Annotated in this window: 14 protein-coding genes; 7 read left to right on the top strand and 7 right to left on the bottom strand. The window is 65.9% G+C overall.

The window, feature by feature from the left end:
• Positions 1-44: 44 nt before the first annotated feature.
• The 5 genes from VGK32_22505 (at position 45) to VGK32_22485 (ending at position 8,770) form a co-directional block, all read left to right on the top strand.
• A complete protein-coding gene (locus VGK32_22505) occupies positions 45-3,662 on the top strand; it encodes a carboxypeptidase regulatory-like domain-containing protein (protein HEY3384540.1) in 3,618 nt (1,205 codons plus the stop codon).
• Between the two features lie 95 nt (positions 3,663-3,757).
• Complete coding sequence (locus VGK32_22500) at positions 3,758-5,002, top strand: alpha/beta hydrolase-fold protein (protein HEY3384539.1); 1,245 nt, start codon at positions 3,758-3,760, stop codon at positions 5,000-5,002.
• 15 nt (positions 5,003-5,017) lie between these two features.
• The gene (locus VGK32_22495) at positions 5,018-6,235 is read left to right on the top strand and encodes an alpha/beta hydrolase-fold protein (protein HEY3384538.1); all 1,218 of its coding nucleotides are present in this window, start codon (positions 5,018-5,020) and stop codon (positions 6,233-6,235) included.
• A gap of 39 nt (positions 6,236-6,274) precedes the next feature.
• A complete protein-coding gene (locus VGK32_22490) occupies positions 6,275-7,513 on the top strand; it encodes an alpha/beta hydrolase-fold protein (GenBank protein HEY3384537.1) in 1,239 nt (412 codons plus the stop codon).
• Positions 7,514-7,600: 87 nt separating this feature from the next.
• Entirely contained in the window at positions 7,601-8,770 is a 1,170-nt protein-coding gene (locus VGK32_22485) for an alpha/beta hydrolase-fold protein (GenBank protein HEY3384536.1), read from the top strand.
• A gap of 541 nt (positions 8,771-9,311) precedes the next feature.
• Here VGK32_22485 and VGK32_22480 read toward each other — a convergent pair.
• Both VGK32_22480 and VGK32_22475 read right to left on the bottom strand, forming a co-directional pair.
• On the bottom strand, positions 9,312-10,016 hold the full coding sequence (locus tag VGK32_22480; GenBank protein HEY3384535.1) for an NAD(P)H-binding protein: 705 nt from the start codon (positions 10,014-10,016) through the stop codon (positions 9,312-9,314).
• Positions 10,017-10,400: 384 nt separating this feature from the next.
• Positions 10,401-11,732: a glycosyl hydrolase family 28 protein gene (locus VGK32_22475; GenBank protein HEY3384534.1), complete on the bottom strand. Its 1,332-nt coding sequence runs from the start codon at positions 11,730-11,732 to the stop codon at positions 10,401-10,403.
• A gap of 194 nt (positions 11,733-11,926) precedes the next feature.
• Between VGK32_22475 and VGK32_22470 the strand changes: the two genes are divergently transcribed.
• Positions 11,927-13,111 carry a DUF3592 domain-containing protein gene (locus VGK32_22470; GenBank protein ID HEY3384533.1) on the top strand — a complete coding sequence of 395 codons (1,185 nt, stop codon included), beginning with the start codon at positions 11,927-11,929 and terminating at the stop codon, positions 13,109-13,111.
• Between the two features lie 143 nt (positions 13,112-13,254).
• On the opposite strand, the gene VGK32_22465 is transcribed toward VGK32_22470, so the two are convergent.
• From VGK32_22465 to VGK32_22455, 3 genes are all read right to left on the bottom strand, one after another.
• Positions 13,255-14,136, bottom strand: coding sequence for a nucleotidyl transferase AbiEii/AbiGii toxin family protein (locus tag VGK32_22465; GenBank protein HEY3384532.1), 882 nt, complete (start codon positions 14,134-14,136; stop codon positions 13,255-13,257).
• Positions 14,129-14,761, bottom strand: a complete 633-nt coding sequence (locus VGK32_22460; protein ID HEY3384531.1) for a type IV toxin-antitoxin system AbiEi family antitoxin domain-containing protein — start codon at positions 14,759-14,761, stop codon at positions 14,129-14,131. The genes VGK32_22465 and VGK32_22460 overlap by 8 nt, the downstream gene beginning before the upstream one ends.
• Positions 14,762-15,067: 306 nt before the next feature.
• Positions 15,068-16,231 (bottom strand): Fic family protein, encoded by a 1,164-nt coding sequence (locus VGK32_22455; GenBank protein HEY3384530.1) that lies wholly within the window; start codon positions 16,229-16,231, stop codon positions 15,068-15,070.
• Positions 16,232-16,500: 269 nt separating this feature from the next.
• On the opposite strand from VGK32_22455, the gene VGK32_22450 reads away from it, so the two are divergent.
• Entirely contained in the window at positions 16,501-17,376 is an 876-nt protein-coding gene (locus VGK32_22450) for a DUF559 domain-containing protein (GenBank protein ID HEY3384529.1), read from the top strand.
• Positions 17,377-17,434: 58 nt separating this feature from the next.
• Here VGK32_22450 and VGK32_22445 read toward each other — a convergent pair whose 3' ends face one another.
• Both VGK32_22445 and VGK32_22440 read right to left on the bottom strand, forming a co-directional pair.
• Complete coding sequence (locus VGK32_22445) at positions 17,435-17,833, bottom strand: HEPN domain-containing protein (GenBank protein HEY3384528.1); 399 nt, start codon at positions 17,831-17,833, stop codon at positions 17,435-17,437.
• On the bottom strand, positions 17,830-18,066 hold a 237-nt coding region (locus VGK32_22440; GenBank protein ID HEY3384527.1), incomplete at its 5' end, for a nucleotidyltransferase domain-containing protein. The genes VGK32_22445 and VGK32_22440, both read right to left, overlap by 4 nt.

The following is an 18,066-nucleotide window of genomic DNA, read 5'->3' as shown; positions in this document are numbered from 1 at the left end:
TTGCGACTGTGAACAGCCGGTGTTCCCCAGCAAGGAGTCATTTCATGCGACGTGATGTGAAGGCGCGGCTGGCGGCGTTGGCCGTCGCCCTGGTCCTACTCGGAGGTGGCTGGCATGCCGCACACGCGCAGATCACCAGCGCGTCGGTGTTCGGGAGCGTCAAGGACGCCCAGGGGGGCGTCATTCCCGGTGCCACCGTCGTGCTGACCAGCGTGACTCGTGGCACGGCGATCGAGGTGGTGTCGAACCACGAAGGATACTTCGTCTTCCCGACCGTTTCGGCCGACACCTACAAGATCAAGGTGACGATGGAGGGGTTCAGAACCCTCGAGGTGGCGAGCTTGCAGGTGAACGCCGGCGACAAGAAGAGCCTCGGCGTCCTGACGGTCGAGGTCGGCGCCCTGTCGGAGACGGTCACCGTCGCCGCCAAGGCCACGGACATGCAGACCACGAGCGCCGAACGGTCGTTCAGCGTCGAGGGCGAGGTCGTGCAGAGCGTCGCGGTGAACGGGCGCAGCTTCTTCGGGCTGGCATTCAACGCCCCCGGCATCGTGAACACGGCGTCGACGGTCGGGGCTCTCGGCGCGCAGTCGAACTCGATGAACGCGAACGGGATGCGCGCGAACCAGAACAACGTCCAGATCGACGGCATCACGAGCATGGACACCGGCAGCAACCAGGGGCCGTCCGTGTCGCTCTCACTCGATGCCGTCCAGGAAATCAAGGTCCTCTCGTCGAACTACCAGGCCGAGTACGGGCGGTCGGCGGGCGCGCAGGTCACCGCGGTGACCAAGAGCGGCGGCCGCGAATTCCGCGGCTCCCTCTACTTCGTACGCCGGAACTCCGACCTGAACTCCAACACCTGGTTCAACGAGAAAGCGACCCCGCCACAGCCTGTTCCGCCGCTGCAGCAGCGCGACTTCGGCTACTCGATCGGCGGCCCCGTGCTGCTGCCGGGCGGCTTCAACAAGAGCCGGAGCAAGCTGTTCTTCTTCGTCAACCAGGAGTTCCAGAAGCGTCTCATCGCGCAGACCGTGCCGCAGCGCGTGCGCGTCCCGACCGACCTCGAGCGGAATGGCGACTTCTCGCAGACGCGGGACAGTGCCGGCGCGCTCTACCCCTACATCAGGGACTACACGACCGGTCTGCCGTGCAGTCCGACGGACACCCGCGGCTGCTTCCAGGACGGCGGCGTCCTCGGGAAGGTTCCGGCGAGCAAGATCTACCAGGTGGGCCTCAACATCCTGAAGATGTACCCGGCCGCCAACAGCTCATCGACCATCTCGCAGGGCTACAACTACGTTTCGCAGGACCCGCAGGAGACGCCGCGCCGCCAGGACCTGATACGGCTCGACTGGATGCCGGGCGCCAACTGGCGCATCTACGGGAAGCTGCTGCAGACGGTCGGCACGAACATGCAGCCCTATGGCGGCGGCACGACCGGCTACGGGACGAACCTCCCTCAATTTGGCCTGAAGGATGACCAGCGGAACAACCGGGGAGTGTCGGTGACGTCGGCGGTCACGCTCAACAACACCACATTCCTGGAGCTCACCTACGGTCGGGCGCGAAACGCGTTCACCAACATGCCGCTGTACCCCGACCAGTACAACAAGACGGCGTACGGCCTCTCCGCGCTGCCGATGCTCTATCCCGCGGCGGTGCAGCTCGACATGGTGCCGCGGTTCAATTGGAACGGCCGAGTCGGCACCAGCTTCTCGCCGACCAACCAGACCGAGTACGCGCCGTTCATCAACGCCAACCCCACGCAGGACCTCGCCGGCAGCATCACCAAGACGTTCGGCCAGCACACGGCGAAGGCCGGCGTGTACTTCAGCCACAGCCTCAAGCCACAGAGCAGCCGCGCGGCAGCCAACGGGAACATCAGCTTCCAGAACGACGCATCGAACCCCTTGGACAGCGGATACCCGTTCGCCAACGCGGCGCTCGGCATCTACCAGACCTACGGCCAGGCGGCGCAGTGGGTGGAGGGGAACTACGTCTACAACAACGTCGAGTGGTACCTGCAGGACAACTGGAAGGCCGGGGATCGCCTCACGCTGGACTACGGGGTCCGCTTCTACTGGATGCAGCAGACGCACGACACGAAGAACCAAACCTCCAACTTCCTGCCCGACAAGTACACCCCGAGTTCGGCACCGCGCCTCTACTACCCGGCCGTCGTGAACGGCGTGCGCGTGGCCTACGACAAGGTGACGGGCCAGGTCCAGCCCGCCGCCGCGATCGGCCGCATCGTCCCGGGTTCGGGATCGCTGCAGAACGGACTCTTCCAGGCCGGGACGAACGGCATCGACGAGTACCTCTACCAGAACGCCGGGATCCAGGTCGCGCCGCGGTTTGGCGCCTCGTGGGACGTGACCGGCAAGCAGCAGATCGTCGTGCGCGGCGGCGGCGGTGTGTTCTACAACCGGCCAATGGGCGACACGGTGTACGGCATGATCGAGCAGCCACCGACGGTTGTTCAGCCAACGCTCTTCTACGGGAGGCTGCAGGACATCAACGCGAACAGCGCCCTGGTCGCCCCGCCCACCCTGTTCGCGTTCCAGCAGGACGGCACGTTCCCGCGAGTCTACGCCTACAACGTGGGCGTCCAGGTCCAGTTGCCGTGGCATTCGGTGGTCGACGTGTCGTACGTCGGCACGAAGAGCCGCCATCAGCACACGCAGAAGAACATCAACGCGCCGAGCTACGGGGCCGCCTTCCTGCCGCAGAACCAGGATCCGACGCTCAAGGCCAGCAGCATTCCTGGCGCCACCGCTCTGCCGGTCGACCTCCTCCGGCCGTACCAGGGCTACGGCAACATCTTCATGGTCGACACCAGCGCGTACGCGGATTACAACTCGCTGCAGATGTCGTTCAACCGTCGGTTCCACCAGGGCCTGCTGTTCTCGCTCGGATACACGCTCAGCAAGGCGATGGGCACGTCGAGCATCGACCTGCCGGCGGGCAACAACAACCCGAACCCGAACGTGGTCGGGTTCCCCCGCAATGACCAGTACCAGGCCCAGGCCAATTACGCCCTGCTCGACTACGACCGGCGTCACAACTTCATCGCGCAGTTCGTCTGGCAGACACCGAAGGTGACGAGCGACCGCACCCTCGGCGCCTTCGCCAACGACTGGCAGATCTCGGGAGTCTACCGCCTGGTGTCCGGCGTGCCCTACACGCCCACCTTCACCATTCAAGGCCTCTCGGCCTACGGTCTCACCGGCACGCAGGGGCTCGAAGGGGCACGGTTGCTGGTCGTCGGGGATCCCGGCAGCGGGCACAGCAGCGATCCCTACAGGCAGTTCAACGTGGACGCCTTCGCGGTGCCCAAGGCGGGCAGCGTCGGCCTCGAATCGGGCAAGAACTACCTCGCCGGCCCCATGCAGAACAACCTCGACCTTTCGGTGAGCAAGTTCGTCCCGCTCGGCGGCAAACGCCGGCTGGAACTGAGGGTCGACCTGTTCAACGCGCTCAACACGGACCAGTTCCTGACGGTCAACTCGACGCTCATTCTCAAGAGCTACGCCGACCCGACGCCGACGAACCTGGCGTACGACTCTGCCGGCAACCTCGTGAACAAGTCGGGGTTCGGGACGGTGGCGTCCGCCCGGCCGTCGCGGGAGATCCAGTTGCTGGCCCGCTTCCAGTTCTGACGCCCGCCGTGATCTGGTCCCGGGGAGGGCGGGGGACTGCCGGTCTCTCTCCCTTCCCGGGGACCCTTCATTCGCGATCCGCTCCGAAGAACTTCATGAAGATCTTCGCCTCGGCAATGATCGGCTTTCTTCTCTCCACTGGTGTGGTGACGGCGCAGGCACCCAGGCAGGGCCCCCCACGGGTGGTCTCTCCCGAGGTTCTGCCGGATGGACGCGTGACCTTCCGATTGCTCGCACCGGGCGCCACGAGTGTCTCCGTCACCGGGGACTGGCCGGGCGGCATCGACAGCACCACGACTCCGATGGTGAAGGACGACAAGGGCGTCTGGTCGGCCACCGTCGGTCCGCTGAAGCCCGAGTTCTGGATCTACACGTTCAGCGTCAACGGTGTGACCACCCTGGATCCACGCAACGTCAATACGCGGCGCAACACGGACAAGATCGAAAACACGCTGCTCGTGCCAGGGCCGGAATCGGCGGACTACATCGTGAACGCCGTCCCCCACGGAACGGTGTCACTGCAGTGGTATCCCTCTCCAGCCGTGAACGAGACGCGCCGTGCTTATGTGTACACGCCGGCCGGGTACGAAAACGGGACCGAGCGGTATCCCGTGCTCTACCTGCTCCACGGTGGAAGCGGCGACGAGGATGCCTGGTCGTCCTGCGGCCGGGCCAGCCAGATTCTCGACAACCTGATCGCCAAGCGCAAAGCACAGCCGATGATCGTCGTGATGCCCAACGGGAACACGACGCGGATCGCCGCCCCCGATTTGGTGCCCGCCCCGCCCGCGCTCCCGGCGAATCAGGATCCGGGCCGGTTCCGTCGTTTCCCCGCGAGCCTGGTCAAGGACCTGGTTCCGTTCATCGACAAGATCTACCGGACCCGGACGGACCGGGAGCACCGAGCCATCGCAGGTCTGTCGGTTGGCGGCGCCCAGACCATGTACGTCGCGTTCAACAACCTCGACCTGTTCGCGTGGGTGGCCGCCTTCAGCGGAGGCTATCCCGTCATGCCGGGTGCCGCGATCGATGTTCCGCCTCCCCCGAATGCTGCAAGCCTGAAGGGACCGGACATCGCCCGGTCCATCGATCCTGTGAAGTTCGCCGCCCTCCTGCCACAGCTCGATTCCAGCGCGAACGACAAGTTGCGACTCTTGTACATTTCGATCGGCACGGCGGACACTCTGCAGGCCGCGCACGCCGCGGTGAAGCAGGTCCTGAAGGACGAAGGGATGAAGTACACGCTCATGGAGTTCCCGGGATACATCCACGAGTGGCCGGTCTGGCGCGTGTCACTGAAGGATCTGCTGCCGAGGCTGTTCCAGCCGGCTTCGAAATAGAAGACAAGGACACCTATGAGGCTGATTCACGCGACAGGTGCAATCGTCGTTCTGTCCACGGTTCTCTCCACGGGCCTGGTGGCACAGGAGCCGCCTGCGACGTCGGTGGGCACCCGGGGCGGCCAGGCCCAGGCGGCGGTCCGTTCTCCAGAGGTGCTCGCAGACGGCCGGATCACGTTCCGCCTCCTCGCGCCCAAAGCCGCAGAGGTGCTGGTGCAAGGGAATTGGCAGGGCGGTCGCGACCTGGCGATGACCAGGGACGCGTCAGGTCTCTGGACCGTGACGACGTCGGTGCTCCAGCCCGAGCTGTGGGCGTACACCTTTTCGGTGAACGGAGTCAGGACGCTCGATCCGCGCAACTACAACGTCGTGCGCGACGGCGTCGGATTCATGAACACCGTGCTCGTGCCCGGCGACGCGTCTGCGGTGTTCCAGCCGCGGGCCGTGCCCCATGGAACGGTGACGACGACGTGGTTCCGGTCGGCGGAGTTGAAAGCCGCGCGCCGGATGTTCGTCTACACTCCGCCAGGGTACGAGGAGGGCACAACCAGGTACCCCGTGCTGTACCTGCTGCACGGCAGCGGAGGAGACGAAGCGGCATGGCCGGAGATGGGTGTTGCCAACGTGATCATGGACAACCTGATCGCGCAGGGCAAGGCCAGACCCATGATCGTGGTGATGCCGAACGCGTACTGGAACGAGTTGGCCTCGCTGGACGCTGCCGGGCCGCGCACCGCTCCACCTCCCGGCGTGGGAAGTGGCAATACGGAATTCGCGCCCCACGAGCGGGCCATCGTGAACGACATCGTTCCCTTCGTGGAGAACCACTTCCGCACGCTGGCCGGTCGCGAGAACCGGGCCATCGCCGGCCTGTCGATGGGCTCCGGTATTGCGACGAACGTCGGGCTGAAGCGGCTCGACGTCTTCGCATCGGTGGGCATCATGAGCTCTGGGACTTTTGGCCGCGCGGTGAACGGCGTGGTCCCCGGGGCGAACCTCCTGGAACAGGTCTCCCCGGGCTTTTTCGCCGACCCCGCCGCCACCAATAAGAGGCTCGAGTTGCTCTTCTTCTCGTGCGGCACGGAGGACAACCGCATCGACGCGCTCACCAAGGTCGAAGCGGACTTGCGCGCGCGCAGGATCAACCTCACGTTCAAGCGATACCCGGGCGAGCACGAGTGGAAGGTCTGGCGTCACTCGCTCGCCGACATGGCAGCGATGCTGTTCCGATAGGCAAGAACATTGCCCCTATTCGTTCAACGAGGAGGATTCATGACGTTGAGTCGCTCGAGTGGGATCGGAGCGCTCGTCATCGCGCTCTTCACCGCATCCGTCGCGTTTGCCCAGCCCGACCCTGGAGCCGCGACCCGGCCGGCCGCACCGCGCCTGCTGTCGCCGGACATCCACCCTGACAGAACCGTCACGTTCCGCTTCTTCGCGCCGAAGTCCCAGGAGGTCACGCTCAACGGAAGCTGGGACGGCGGAACCGACATCAAGATGAAGAAGGACGATGCCGGTGTCTGGTCGGTGACGATCGGGCCGATGGCTCCGCAGTTGTGGGGCTACTGGTTCCTCGCCGACGGCGTGAAGGCCCTCGATCCGAGCAACGGCGAGACGCAGCGCGACGGCAACCGGTACGACAACCTGCTGATGGTCTCCGGACCGGAATCCGCGCTGTGGGACTTCAAGGACGTCCCGCACGGAACCGTGGAACAGGTCTGGTTTCCCTCGCCCACGCTGAACCAGGAGCGGCGGCGCATGTACGTGTGGCTGCCGCCCGACTACAAGACCTCGACCGCGAAGTACCCGGTGCTCTACCTGCTGCACGGCGGCGGCGGCGACGAAGACGCCTGGACCACCATGGGCCGCGCCACCATCATCATGGACAACCTCCTCGCGGCCGGCAAGATCAAGCCGATGATCGTGGTCATGCCCAACGGCAACGCCACTCAGACCGTGTCACAGGGCTTCGGCTACGGCCCGACCCCGGCTCCGCAGCAGGTCGTGGCGCCGGCGCCCCCGCCGATCCAGGCTGCCGCGCAGGCCGCCGGACAGGCGGCACAGCCGCCCCGGCCGGCGCAGCCGTACGTGGGGTCTTATCCGAACAGCCTCGTGAAGGACGTGATTCCGTTCGTCGAGAAGTCCTACCGCGTCATCGCCAACAAGGACAACCGCGCCATTGCCGGGCTGTCGATGGGCGGCGGCCACACGATCATGGCCACCACCAACAACCCGCTCGTGTTCGGATGGATCGCCGTGTTCAGCTCGGGCCTCCGCGGCGGCATCGACGAGACCATGACGAAGCAGTTGGCCGCGATGAAGGCCGGCGGACTCCATTTCTACTGGACCGGCGCCGGCACGACCGACCAGGCGCGCGATCGCACGATCGAGCTCGAGGCCGCTGTGAAGGCCGCCGGCATCAAGACGTCCTACAAGGAAATCCCAGGCAGGCACTACTGGTTCCTCTGGCGCGACTTCCTGGGCGACTACGCACAACTGCTCTTCAAGTAGGCACGCCCTGGCGCTTCCCGTGGTCTCAGCGAGGTGTGTGAGCCGGGCCGAGACCATGGGAAGCGGTGATCCGGCCTGGAGGCACTCATGAAGAGATCGTGGTTCCTGGGTCTCGCCATCGTTTTCGTTGCGGCCGTCTCGTTCGGCCAGACGCCCCGTCCCGGTGCGGCCGTTGATCCGACCGAGGATGTCCCGCAGTTCAACCCTGTGGAGTTCAAGGACGGCGTCATCACGTTCCGCATGTACGCACCGCAGGCACAGAAGGTCGAGGTGCGGGGCGAGGCGATCACGGTCGCCGGGAAGAGGTTCCTTCCCATGACCAAGGACGACCGGGGCGTGTGGAGCGCGAGCCTCAGCGGGTTGCGCCCCGACGGTTACACCTACCTCTACATGGTGGACGGCGCGCCCACCATGGACCAGAGGAATACCGGCGCCAAGGTGGGGCCGCGCGGCAACAACAACCGCTTTCTCATGCCGGGCTACCCCGATTTCTACGCCGAAACGCCCGTGCCGCACGGCAAGGTGGAGATCAACTTCTACCCCTCCGAGCTGCTGAAAGAAACGCGCAGGCTCTGGATCTACACGCCTCCGGGGTACTCGACGGGCAGTCAGAAGTACCCGGTGCTGTACCTGCTGCACGGCTCGGGCGATCTCGAAGGCGGATGGGTGGAGGAAGGCCGGGCCAACTTCATCCTCGACAACCTGCTCGCGGCGGGCAAGGCGAAGCCGATGATCATCGTGATGCCGCGCGGGCACGTCATGGCGGATTCACAGATCGACCGCGAGAAGAACAACGACATGCTGCAGCGGGCGTTGTACAAGGAGGTCGTCCCCTACGTGGACTCGCACTACCGCACGCTGACGGACCGCGACAACCGGGCCATCATGGGGCTCTCCATGGGCGGCGGGCAGACGCTGCGCTTCGGGCTGCAGAACACGGGCCTGTTCGCGACGGTGATCGGACTCTCGCCCGCGATCCGCTACCCCGAGGACATCTACAAGAAGATGTTCGCGGACCTGATCGCGAACCCTGAGAAGACCAACCAGCAGATGAAGATGCTCATGATCTTCTGCGGAACGAAGGACCACCTGGTGGATGCCAGCGACGCCTTCGACAAGTTCCTGACGGCCAGCAGGATCAAGCACGAATACGCACGTACCGACTATGAATCGATGTGGCCGGGCCGGCGCGACGACCACACCTGGCCGATCTGGCGCATGAACCTGCGCGACGCAGCGCCGCTGTTGTTCCGCTGATTGGACCGCCGTCACGCGCGACCGTGACGACCGGGCGAGACGGACATCACGGGAGTGCTCGCGGCCCGGAACGACGTCGTGCCTCCGCGCGCCGAGGGCCATTCGGATGCCGACTTGACGCGTGCGCCGGGCGACCATGTAGCTGACCGGCAATACTCGGGAGTCGGCGCCTCTGCCACCAGCGTCACGGCCACCCCGAGCAGCCCCCAGGTGAGGACGGGCGCCACCGCCGCGGCGATGGGGCCTGCGGCGCTTTCGGTGAGCAGTTGCCTGACCAGGCCGAGCCGCGTGGCGCCAAGCGGACAAACAGGCGCGACCTGGGGCTTTCACCGTCGCGAAGCCACTGTGGATCGGCGTGCACCAGGGGGCGAGTGAACCCTCAGCCAGCAGTCGGGGGCTGCCACGCCGGTCTCCACGAAGTTCGGGGTGTGATGCCGATCACCGCGACGGCGGCGCTGGCGACGACCGTCAGTTTCCGTTCGCCAGCGCGAGCGTGAAGCGGTTTGTGCTGAAGTCGCGTGGGAGGCCGTCGCCGGACCGTTCAGCGGTCATGGCCCGGCCCAACAGCAGCGGCGTGTGCGAGCGCCGAGGGTGTGCGGCATCCGACAATTGCCGGGGCTTCGTGGACCAACTCGTCGTTCTCGAGGGCCTCTACCATGAATAGGGCGAAGTCCACGCGGCGCGTCATATTGCTCTCGAGGATGGGATCACCCACGTGCCGACTCCACACGGGCAGGCCTTGGCTCTCGCCCTCTTCAAGGTCGCTCCCGCGCGCGACCGTCCACCGGGTGTTGCTGGCAAACACCCGCCGGCACGCCTCCACCTGGTCGTCGACCTCCACCGCGCGAACCAGCCGCGCGAGCCAGCCCACGACCTTCACGGCCGCTTTGAAGGTCCGCGAGTACACGTCCTGGCCGTCCCGCGTAATGTGCCAGCCGCAGGAGAAGATCAGCCGCGCGCCCGGACGCGCGTGGTCGAGTACCGCCTGGGCCGTCCCCGACGAGTACTGGTGAACTCCCCAAGGAACCAGCACGGTGAGCACCCCGTCACACCCTGCGACAGCCTTCTTGATGACCTCGCGGTCGTTCGTACCGCCGGGGACGACTGTGATGCGCCCTTTGAACGCGTCGAGTTTGCCTACGCTGCGCTCGCGACAGACGCCAACCACCTCGTAGCCCCGGTCGAGCGCGTGCTGCACCATGTGCCTGCCGAGTTTCCCAGAGGCCCCGACAATGCAGACTTTCATCGAATGCATCCCTCACCTCCAAAGGAACTGCCACATCAGATCCAGTAGCATGAATGCCATGGTGCCTCCAGGCGCTCGGACGCCATCTCGCCATCTCGCGGGTTCATCCCGCATTCTCCCCGATCGGTCACAATTGGCGCGAATCCCTGCGGCGGAATGCCTGGCCGGGATGGACGTGTCCATCACCGAAAGGGTATCCATGCAGTACGGTTCCGTCATGTGCGTCGCGACGCTGGTCGTGGCTTGCGCCCACTCCGCCGTTGCAGGGGTCGGAGTCGTGCAGATCGGCAGGCCGTCCGATCCCCCCGCGCATACCTCGGCAGGTGGCAAGGAACTCTACCCCACCGAAGTCACCAACACCTGGAGCGACTACCACATCAGGTACTATTCGATGATCCTGGCGCGGGCAGGAGCGACGCCCTTCTTGATGGTGCGGGTCACGCGGTCGAACACGGGCGGGTCGGCGTCCTTGATGACGAGGTCGTGCTCCGCCGTGATCCGGACCTTGCGAAACGTGAGGCCCCTGATCGGGCTGTCGGGCAGGCCGACAATCCGTCCGGCATTCTCCGAGCCCTCGATCGTCACGTTGTCGATGAGGACGTCCCGGATGGAGGGGACCCTGGTTGGATCGCCCTTGAAGTCGGGGCGGTTGTTGTCGACGTAGTCCAGGATGAACACGATGGCATTCGGAACGTTCTTCATCCTGATGTCGGTGTACCGGATGTCGTCAACCGGACCGCCGGCGCCACGCATCGACTTGATGCGGATGCCGTTGTCCGTGCCCTCGAGCGTGCAGTGGCGGACGAGCATGTGGTGGATGCCTGCGGTCGTGCCCGATCCGATCGAAATGCCGTGGCCGTGCTTGATCCTGTTGTTCTCGATCAGGATGTTCGTCCCGCCGTTCTTGATGACGATGTCGTCGTCGCCCGTGTCGATGTCGCAGTCCCGGATCAGGAAGTTCGTGCCCGGACCGGGATCGATGGCGTCGGTATTGGGCGCGTCGAACGGCGCGCGAACCTTGATGCGTTCGATCGTGAGGTCGGTGATGTTGCTCGGCACCAGGTGGAACTTCGACGAGTTGGTCAGGGTGAGGTCGGCGACGTGGAGACGCTCGCACCCGTTGATCACCACGAGGTTCGGGCGCGGATAGACGACCCGCCCCGGCTCGGTGCCGGCCACGGCGCGCGCCGCGCGCTCGGACCATTCCCACCAGTGGCGGCCGCTGCCGTCAATCGTCCCGGAGCCGGTCAGGGCCACGTCGTGGAGATTCCGGCCACTGATGAGGGGGGCTGGCACCTTCACCTTCGCGGCCACTTCGGCCTGGGACGTGAGCGTGCGGGGATCGGGCAGGCCGAGGGCCTCGAAGGTATCCGGCGCCTGGATCACCGCGCCGGCCTCGAGGTGCAGATCGAGGTTCGAGCAGAGCGTGAAGGGCCGAGTGCGGAAGACGCCCTTCGGCACGACCAGCCTGCCGCCGCCAGCCTTCTCAACGGCGGCGATGGCCTTGCTGAACGCCTCGGTGTTGAGCGTCTTGCCGTCACCCACGGCACCGAAGTCCGCGAGCCTGAACGTGCGGCCGGGAATCCTCGGCAGCGCCGGCCTGAGGCGCTCGACCGACGAGCCCGCGCCGACGGCGTCGAGCCGTCCGACGTGGTCCGCGAGCGCCGGGAACAGCAACACGGCGAGAATCACGCAGGAGAGGCAGGAACGAGTCATACGGCTCCTCGGAGGGCGATCACCAATCGGACGGATGCCGGGCCAGAGTTCTCCATCACCGTGGCGCCCGTCCCGATGAGGCGTCGTTCAGTCTACATCCATTGGTATTACGATAGAGTTTCATCCGGGGCCTCCTCTGAAGTGGACGGCTGTGGAGCAACACCATTCGTTCCAGAGCGCTCAGGATGAACAACATGGTTGGCAAAGACACTCGTGTGCTCTCAATCCGGCGTGCCGCCGCGCGGTCCGGCCGGAAGGCGAGGTTCTCCGTGCTTTCACAAAGCCGCCGATCCCTGACGCGCATTTCCCTCCTCGTCACGCTGGCCGTTCTCCAGGCGCCCGGCACGCCTGCCGCCCAGTCGCCGGAGGACCCGACGCTGGCCAGGTCGGAGCTCGTCGTTCCCAGGCGCGCCCCGGCGGGCGAGCCGATCGCGGTGGCGATGGTCGTCCGGTCCACCTCGGACGAACCGGTCGACGTCTCGGTCTCGGCGGAGATGGGCGACCGGTTCCTCTTCGGCGGCGCCGCCGAGGGCGCGGACGTCCGGTTCGATCCGGGCGAGCGTCGGGTCTCCTGGCGCGGAACGATCCCCGCGCGCGGCGACCGCCGCGTCGAGTTCTCGGTGGTCGCGCCGCGCTGGATGTACGGTTCAGGACTGCAACTGACCGTCGCCGCGGCCAGGGACGGAGAATCCCTGGCGGTCCACCGCACCGAGACCGTCGAGGTCGGGGAGGCCCGCGGAAGCCGGCCCGGATGGGGCGTGCGCGTCGGGCCGGTCATCGTAGGGCCGTACGAGTGCGTCCTGCTGGGCGCGCTGTGCGTGTCGATCGGCCTCTGGGTCTGGCTGCGCAGGCGCGTGGCAGGGTTGCCGATGGCGGCGGGACTCGCCGCCGGCGGTGCGGTTGCCGTGTTCGCGACCCTGACGATCGGCGGCCTGTTCGCGGTTGACGGCACCCGCACGCTCGTCACCGACATCGCGATGCTCCGGTCGTGGGAGCCGGTCTCGTGCACCGTCGTGGACGCGGTTGCCGCCTACGAACCGCCAGCGAGCGGCGGCCGCGGGACGAAGGCCCGCAGCGGCTCCTACGCTCCACAGGCGGTGACGCGGTACCGCTCGGGCCGGACATGGGTGACGGCGCTGGGCTTCTGGTCAGACAGCCACATCTTCGTCAGCCGCCGGGCCGAGAGGCTGGTGGCGCCCTACCGTTCCGGCACGATCACGACGTGCTTTGTCGACCCGGACCGGCCCGACCGGTTCGTCCTCGATCGGACACCCGGCTTCGGCCACCTCGTCCTGGTCGCGATCCTCGCGCTGGGCGCGGCGGCCGTGTGGCTGGCCATCCGGCTGCGACGCAGGCCCGGTCCGACGGAACCTGCTTGAGGTCGCTGGGCAGACATCGGGAATTGTCGTCCACGAATCACGCCTTCACGCTCTCGAGGGGGAGCGCGAGATGAATGGGAGTGGAGAATCCGCCACCTCCACTTCCGGCGTGCTGGCGAGACATCGAACGGCCCCGGGCGGCGTCAACGCCTACGTGGCCTCTTGCCTTCGGTGTCGGGCTGATGAATCTCGGCCAGCACAGGATCCAGCCAATCAGCCAAGACCAGGTATGCCTCGTCGAGAGACGCGAGGAGGCCGACCCGTTCTGCTTCTCGGCGATACGCCACGCGCAGTGCGCGCGGGGGCGGCGGAAGGCGCTCGGGCACGATGTGCGTCGCCCGGCGATCGAATACGTGCCGAATCGCGTCACGGAGCGCCGCCGGGTCGACGTGCTCGTGTTCCCGAATGAGTTGCAGATCGACGATGTCCCTGACCCTGGTGTTTCCGCCGCCTTTGTAGGTCCGAGTGTAGGCGTGCAGTTTCTCGGCGACGTGGCGCTCCAGCGGCACCAACATGAGAGTGATGGGGGCCAGCCCAAGGCCGGCGAGCAGGCCAGGTCGTTGCGCCGGTTGAGCGTCCCATAATTCGGGTGGCGCAATCGTGACGTCCACCTGGACTGGCTCGAAGGGTCGTCCTGCGAGCGAGCTCTCGAGTCCGTACCGAACGGCCAGACGGACCCCGACTTCTTGAAGGGCATCGCTGCTGACGAGAGCGAACGCGAAGTAATCATCCACGTCGTCGACGGCCGCGCGTTGCAGGTCGGCGCGGGCGGCTTCACCGCCCTGGATGTGATCCGCGTCCAGATCGACCGATACGCGTGCGCGCTCACCGAGCCTGGTCTCGAGCGCCATGCCGCCCTTCACCGCCCAGCGACCGGGCGCCACTCTGGCCAGCCGCACCATCAGTCGTTCGAGCGCCGCCTGTCGGCGAACAATGTAGGCAGGAACGCTGAGGCGATGCGCACGAGCTCGCAGCGTCGCTTCGACGGCCGCGTGAAACGCAGCGGGCGTCGCGTAGTCACGCACGGGCGGCTACCTCCCGAATGGCTCGCTTGACAAGCTGTTGAACGCGGGCCGAGCGGTGCTCGACGGCCGCACTCAACTCGTCCGGCGAAACGAGGCCAGTCGCGAACGCGCGGGCCGTCGCTTCGATGACGACGCTGGGGTCAGTGCCAATGTCGGCGACATCGGCGAGCGTTCGGGCGGGGGAGGTGATCTGCACCCCGAAGCGGCTCGCCACTTCATCACGGCGAAGCGGCGTGGTGGTGGTGTGGATCTTCGCGTCGGTCGCGGCCTGAGTGGTTCGTGGTCTGCGATCCCGCGACACGGTCAGATGGACCTCATTGGCTCGCGACGGTGCCAGGTCGTAGAGGGCAAGCGCCGTTTCGTGCGACACGACCGCGTGCCGACGAGCCAGTCTCAGCCAAGCCGCCACGACGTCCTCGTGTGAAGCGGTCGGCACACCAACGAGTCGATAAAAGCCTCGGCGGATCCGCTCGATGTGGCCCGCGCCTACGTGGTGCACCAGGCTTCGAGCGCTGTATCCAAGCGCCCGCGCCTGGGCGGCCGTGAAGTGCCCGGCTTGGGTGGCCGCGACTTCGTAGAGTCGCTGGAGTTTGTCGGTGCGCGTGGGTCTGCTGCCACTCGTCATGATGTCCCTGATAGTATACGCTATACGTTCTTAAATAGGGACACGGCACGAATTTCGCAGAGATTGAAGTGGAGAATCCAGACACCCCTTGGCCGCGCGGAGACACCGTGGAACGCGTGTCTGCGATCAGTCTTCCTCTGAAGGATTCGCCCGCAGAACCCGACTCGATCGGCGTGAGGGCGGCGGGCTCAATGATCGCGCTCTTGTCGTCCTCGACCCACTGGCGCTCGCCACAGGCAATCGGTTCGATCCGGCATGTCGGCGAAGAGTGGGTTGAGTCATTCGTCAGCGCCCGGGCGCCGACCGTTACCTCGCGAGCGGTTCCGTGCCTTCGCTGAGGAGGCTCACGTAGGGCGCGTAGCTGTAGACACGCCCGCGCTGACGCCCGGTGACCTCGCGCACCAGGTCGAGCGCGACGAGACGCTCCAGCGCGGCGGTCGCGCCTGGCACCGACAGTTTCGTGGCTGTGACCAGGCGAGGAATCGTCGTGACGGGCTCTCGTTGGAGCGACTCGTGCACCTGAAGGGCCGTTGGCGCGCCGCGTCCGATGGCGCGCACACGTTCGCGATCGTGCTGCACCATGTCGGCCAGCCGGCGGGCCGTGGTGACGGCGTTCTCCGCCACCTCGATGACACCGTCGACGAAGAACGCGAGCCATCCCTCCCAGTCGCCGTCCGTTCGGACCCGTCCGAGCCGGGCGTAGTATTCCTCGCGCCGTTGCTTGAAGTAGAGGCTCAGATACAGCAGAGGGCGATCGAGGACGCCGTCGACGTGCAGGATCAGCGGCACGAGGAGGCGCCCCAGTCGGCCGTTCCCGTCGAGGAACGGGTGAATCGTCTCGAACTGGACGTGCGCGAGCGCGGCCTTGATGACGGCAGGTGTCGACGTTGGGATGTCGTGCAGAAAGCGCTCGAGCGCGGCCATGCAGTCGGGGACGCGATCGGCGGGCGGCGGCACGAACACGGCCTGCGCCGGTGTGGCGCCGCCGAGCCAGTTCTGGCTCGTGCGGAACTTGCCGGGTCGCTGCTCCGCGCCACGACCCCTTCGCATCAGGCGTTCGTGCAACTCGCGGATCAGGCGGTCCGACAGGGGAAACCCGTCCTTCAGCCGGGCCAGTCCGTGCTCGAGAGCTGCGACGTAGTTCGAGACCTCCACCACGTCATCGAACGGCACCCCTGGGGCGGCAGAGACTTCAAACAGCAGGAGGTCCGAGAGTGAGGACTGCGTTCCCTCAATCTGCGAGGACACGACGGCCTCCTTCCGGACATAGCTGTACAGGAACAAGTCCGGGTTCGGGAGGAACGCCGAGATGCTGTCCAATCGGCCCAACTTGAGCAGCGAGCGGTCCAGCCGCGACCGAAGGGCCGCATCAATCGATACCGCGGGAACCGGGGGCAAGCTCGCTGGTACAAAGGCCCGCGCGGACACGCCGGCGGTCGAGACATCGACGTATTCGCCAGTCGTACGCATCAGGACCTCACAAGTAAGCGCTGCTTATTAACGGGCAGGCCAAGTAAGCGATAACAGTCTAACGCTTATTTGGCCGACGCGGAGGGGGTTTTCAGGGTGCTCGGTGGTGCCGGACTGCGAAGAGGAGTTGGGCTGACAGGTCGAGATTCCGGGAGTCCCTCGTTCTCGCTCACGAGGCTGGCAATATCTGCGATTGGAACAGCAGGGAGCCTACGGATTCTGAACCGCAGCCGGAGTTGGTCCGCCTTCGCAGGGCTCCGGCTTGCCGCGTGGTCGATGCGGTGAACGGCGGCCGGCCTCCGCTCGTGCTGACGGAACAAAACGACCACCTCGACCGACTCGAGGAACGGATCGTTGGCAAGATCGCCCAGTACGCCGGTCGGCTGCACCGCCTGCATGACGGCAAGAGGGAGGTGCGAGTGTACGACTACGCCGATCTCAATGTGCCGATGCTGGCGCGGATGTTCGACCGACGTTGCCGCGGCTACGAAGCGATCGGCTATCGTATTCTCTTGCCGGCGAGTGTCCGCCTTTGTTCGGCGGCGGTGCAGACGAACTTCGGCGAGACCTCGCCGAAGCCTTGGCGGAGGCGGGCGATCCCCGGATGGCCCATCGATGTCCCCCTGCCCTCAGATCCGGTGTGGAAACGCGACTACTCCGGCAGCGTACCGCGGCTCGTCCGCGACGGTGTCGATACGCCACTCGCCAGCCTGTTCGTCCACGTCGCTCGAGTAGTGCCTCTCGACGCACAAGGCGCCGCCCGCGCGCGGAGCGCGACCGAGTCCTTTCTCTATCGCCGGCTCGAGACCATGTCGGACACCAAGGGGCGTTTCACCCTGAATGCTCGGTTGCCGATTGCGTTCGACGGCCAGGGAAACTTGGAGGTCGACCTGCTCTGCGCTGATGTCCGCCTGGCAGTCGAACTGGACGGCGCCCAGCATCTGGGGGACCCAATCGCGTACCGGCGCGACCGCCGTAAGGACCAGTTGCTGCAAGAGAACGGCTACGTGGTGTTGCGGTTCCTTGCTGAAGATGTGGGGAAGGATCTGGACTTGGTGCTCGATGCGATTCTGAGGTCGCTCAGCAATCGGCGATCATCGCTGGTCGCCGACCACAGTCTTGCGACCAGAGGGCGTCCGCGCTGACCCTTGGGATAGGCTGCGGCATCGGAATCCGGGCCCGTCGCGTGCCGGGTCGGCAACGCTACTCCTGCGGCCTTGCCAGGAACTCTCGGCAGGCGTTGACGAAAGCACGAACTTCGCTCCGCACCTTCTCGGCTTCCTCGGCACTGATCTCGACGAAGTCCGAGTAATCAGACGATAGACGCTTCTCGAACGACCGCGGCAGTGCGCGAGCGATCTCGGCAGGGAACCTGCCGGTCTTCACGAAGTGCTGCTGGAAAAGTGCGATGACGCCTGCGTGACGCGCTGAGTCGACATCGCATGTCGCCAGCAGCGCGCGAGCGGCATGAAAAGCGGCGTAGTAGTAGCGGTTCATCGCGCCGCGGTGTGACTGTTGGTCGGCGAGAAGATCGCCTTCCGCACAGGCGGCCGTGGCGCGCTCCATTCGGTGCCGAGCGAGGAAACTGGCTTCCGGCGTCACAACGCAACGCTCTCGCGCGTGACCGTCTGAACGAACAACGTCGTGCGCCACACAGGATCTGTGAGGGATCCCGCCGTGACGACGCGCGGCGAGATGTAGAGATCGCTCGCGACGTTGATGTCGAACGCAATGTCGATGGCCAGGTCTTCAGCCCCCACGCGATCACCGGTGACGACCACGAGTACGTCGAGATCAGAGTCCGGCCGAGAGTCGCCCCTGGCCTTGGAGCCAAA

Source organism: Vicinamibacterales bacterium (genome assembly GCA_036504215.1).
GTDB lineage: Bacteria > Acidobacteriota > Vicinamibacteria > Vicinamibacterales > Fen-181 > FEN-299.
Note: the sequence above shows the minus strand (reverse complement) of the source record. Positions and strands in the feature narration are given on the sequence as shown.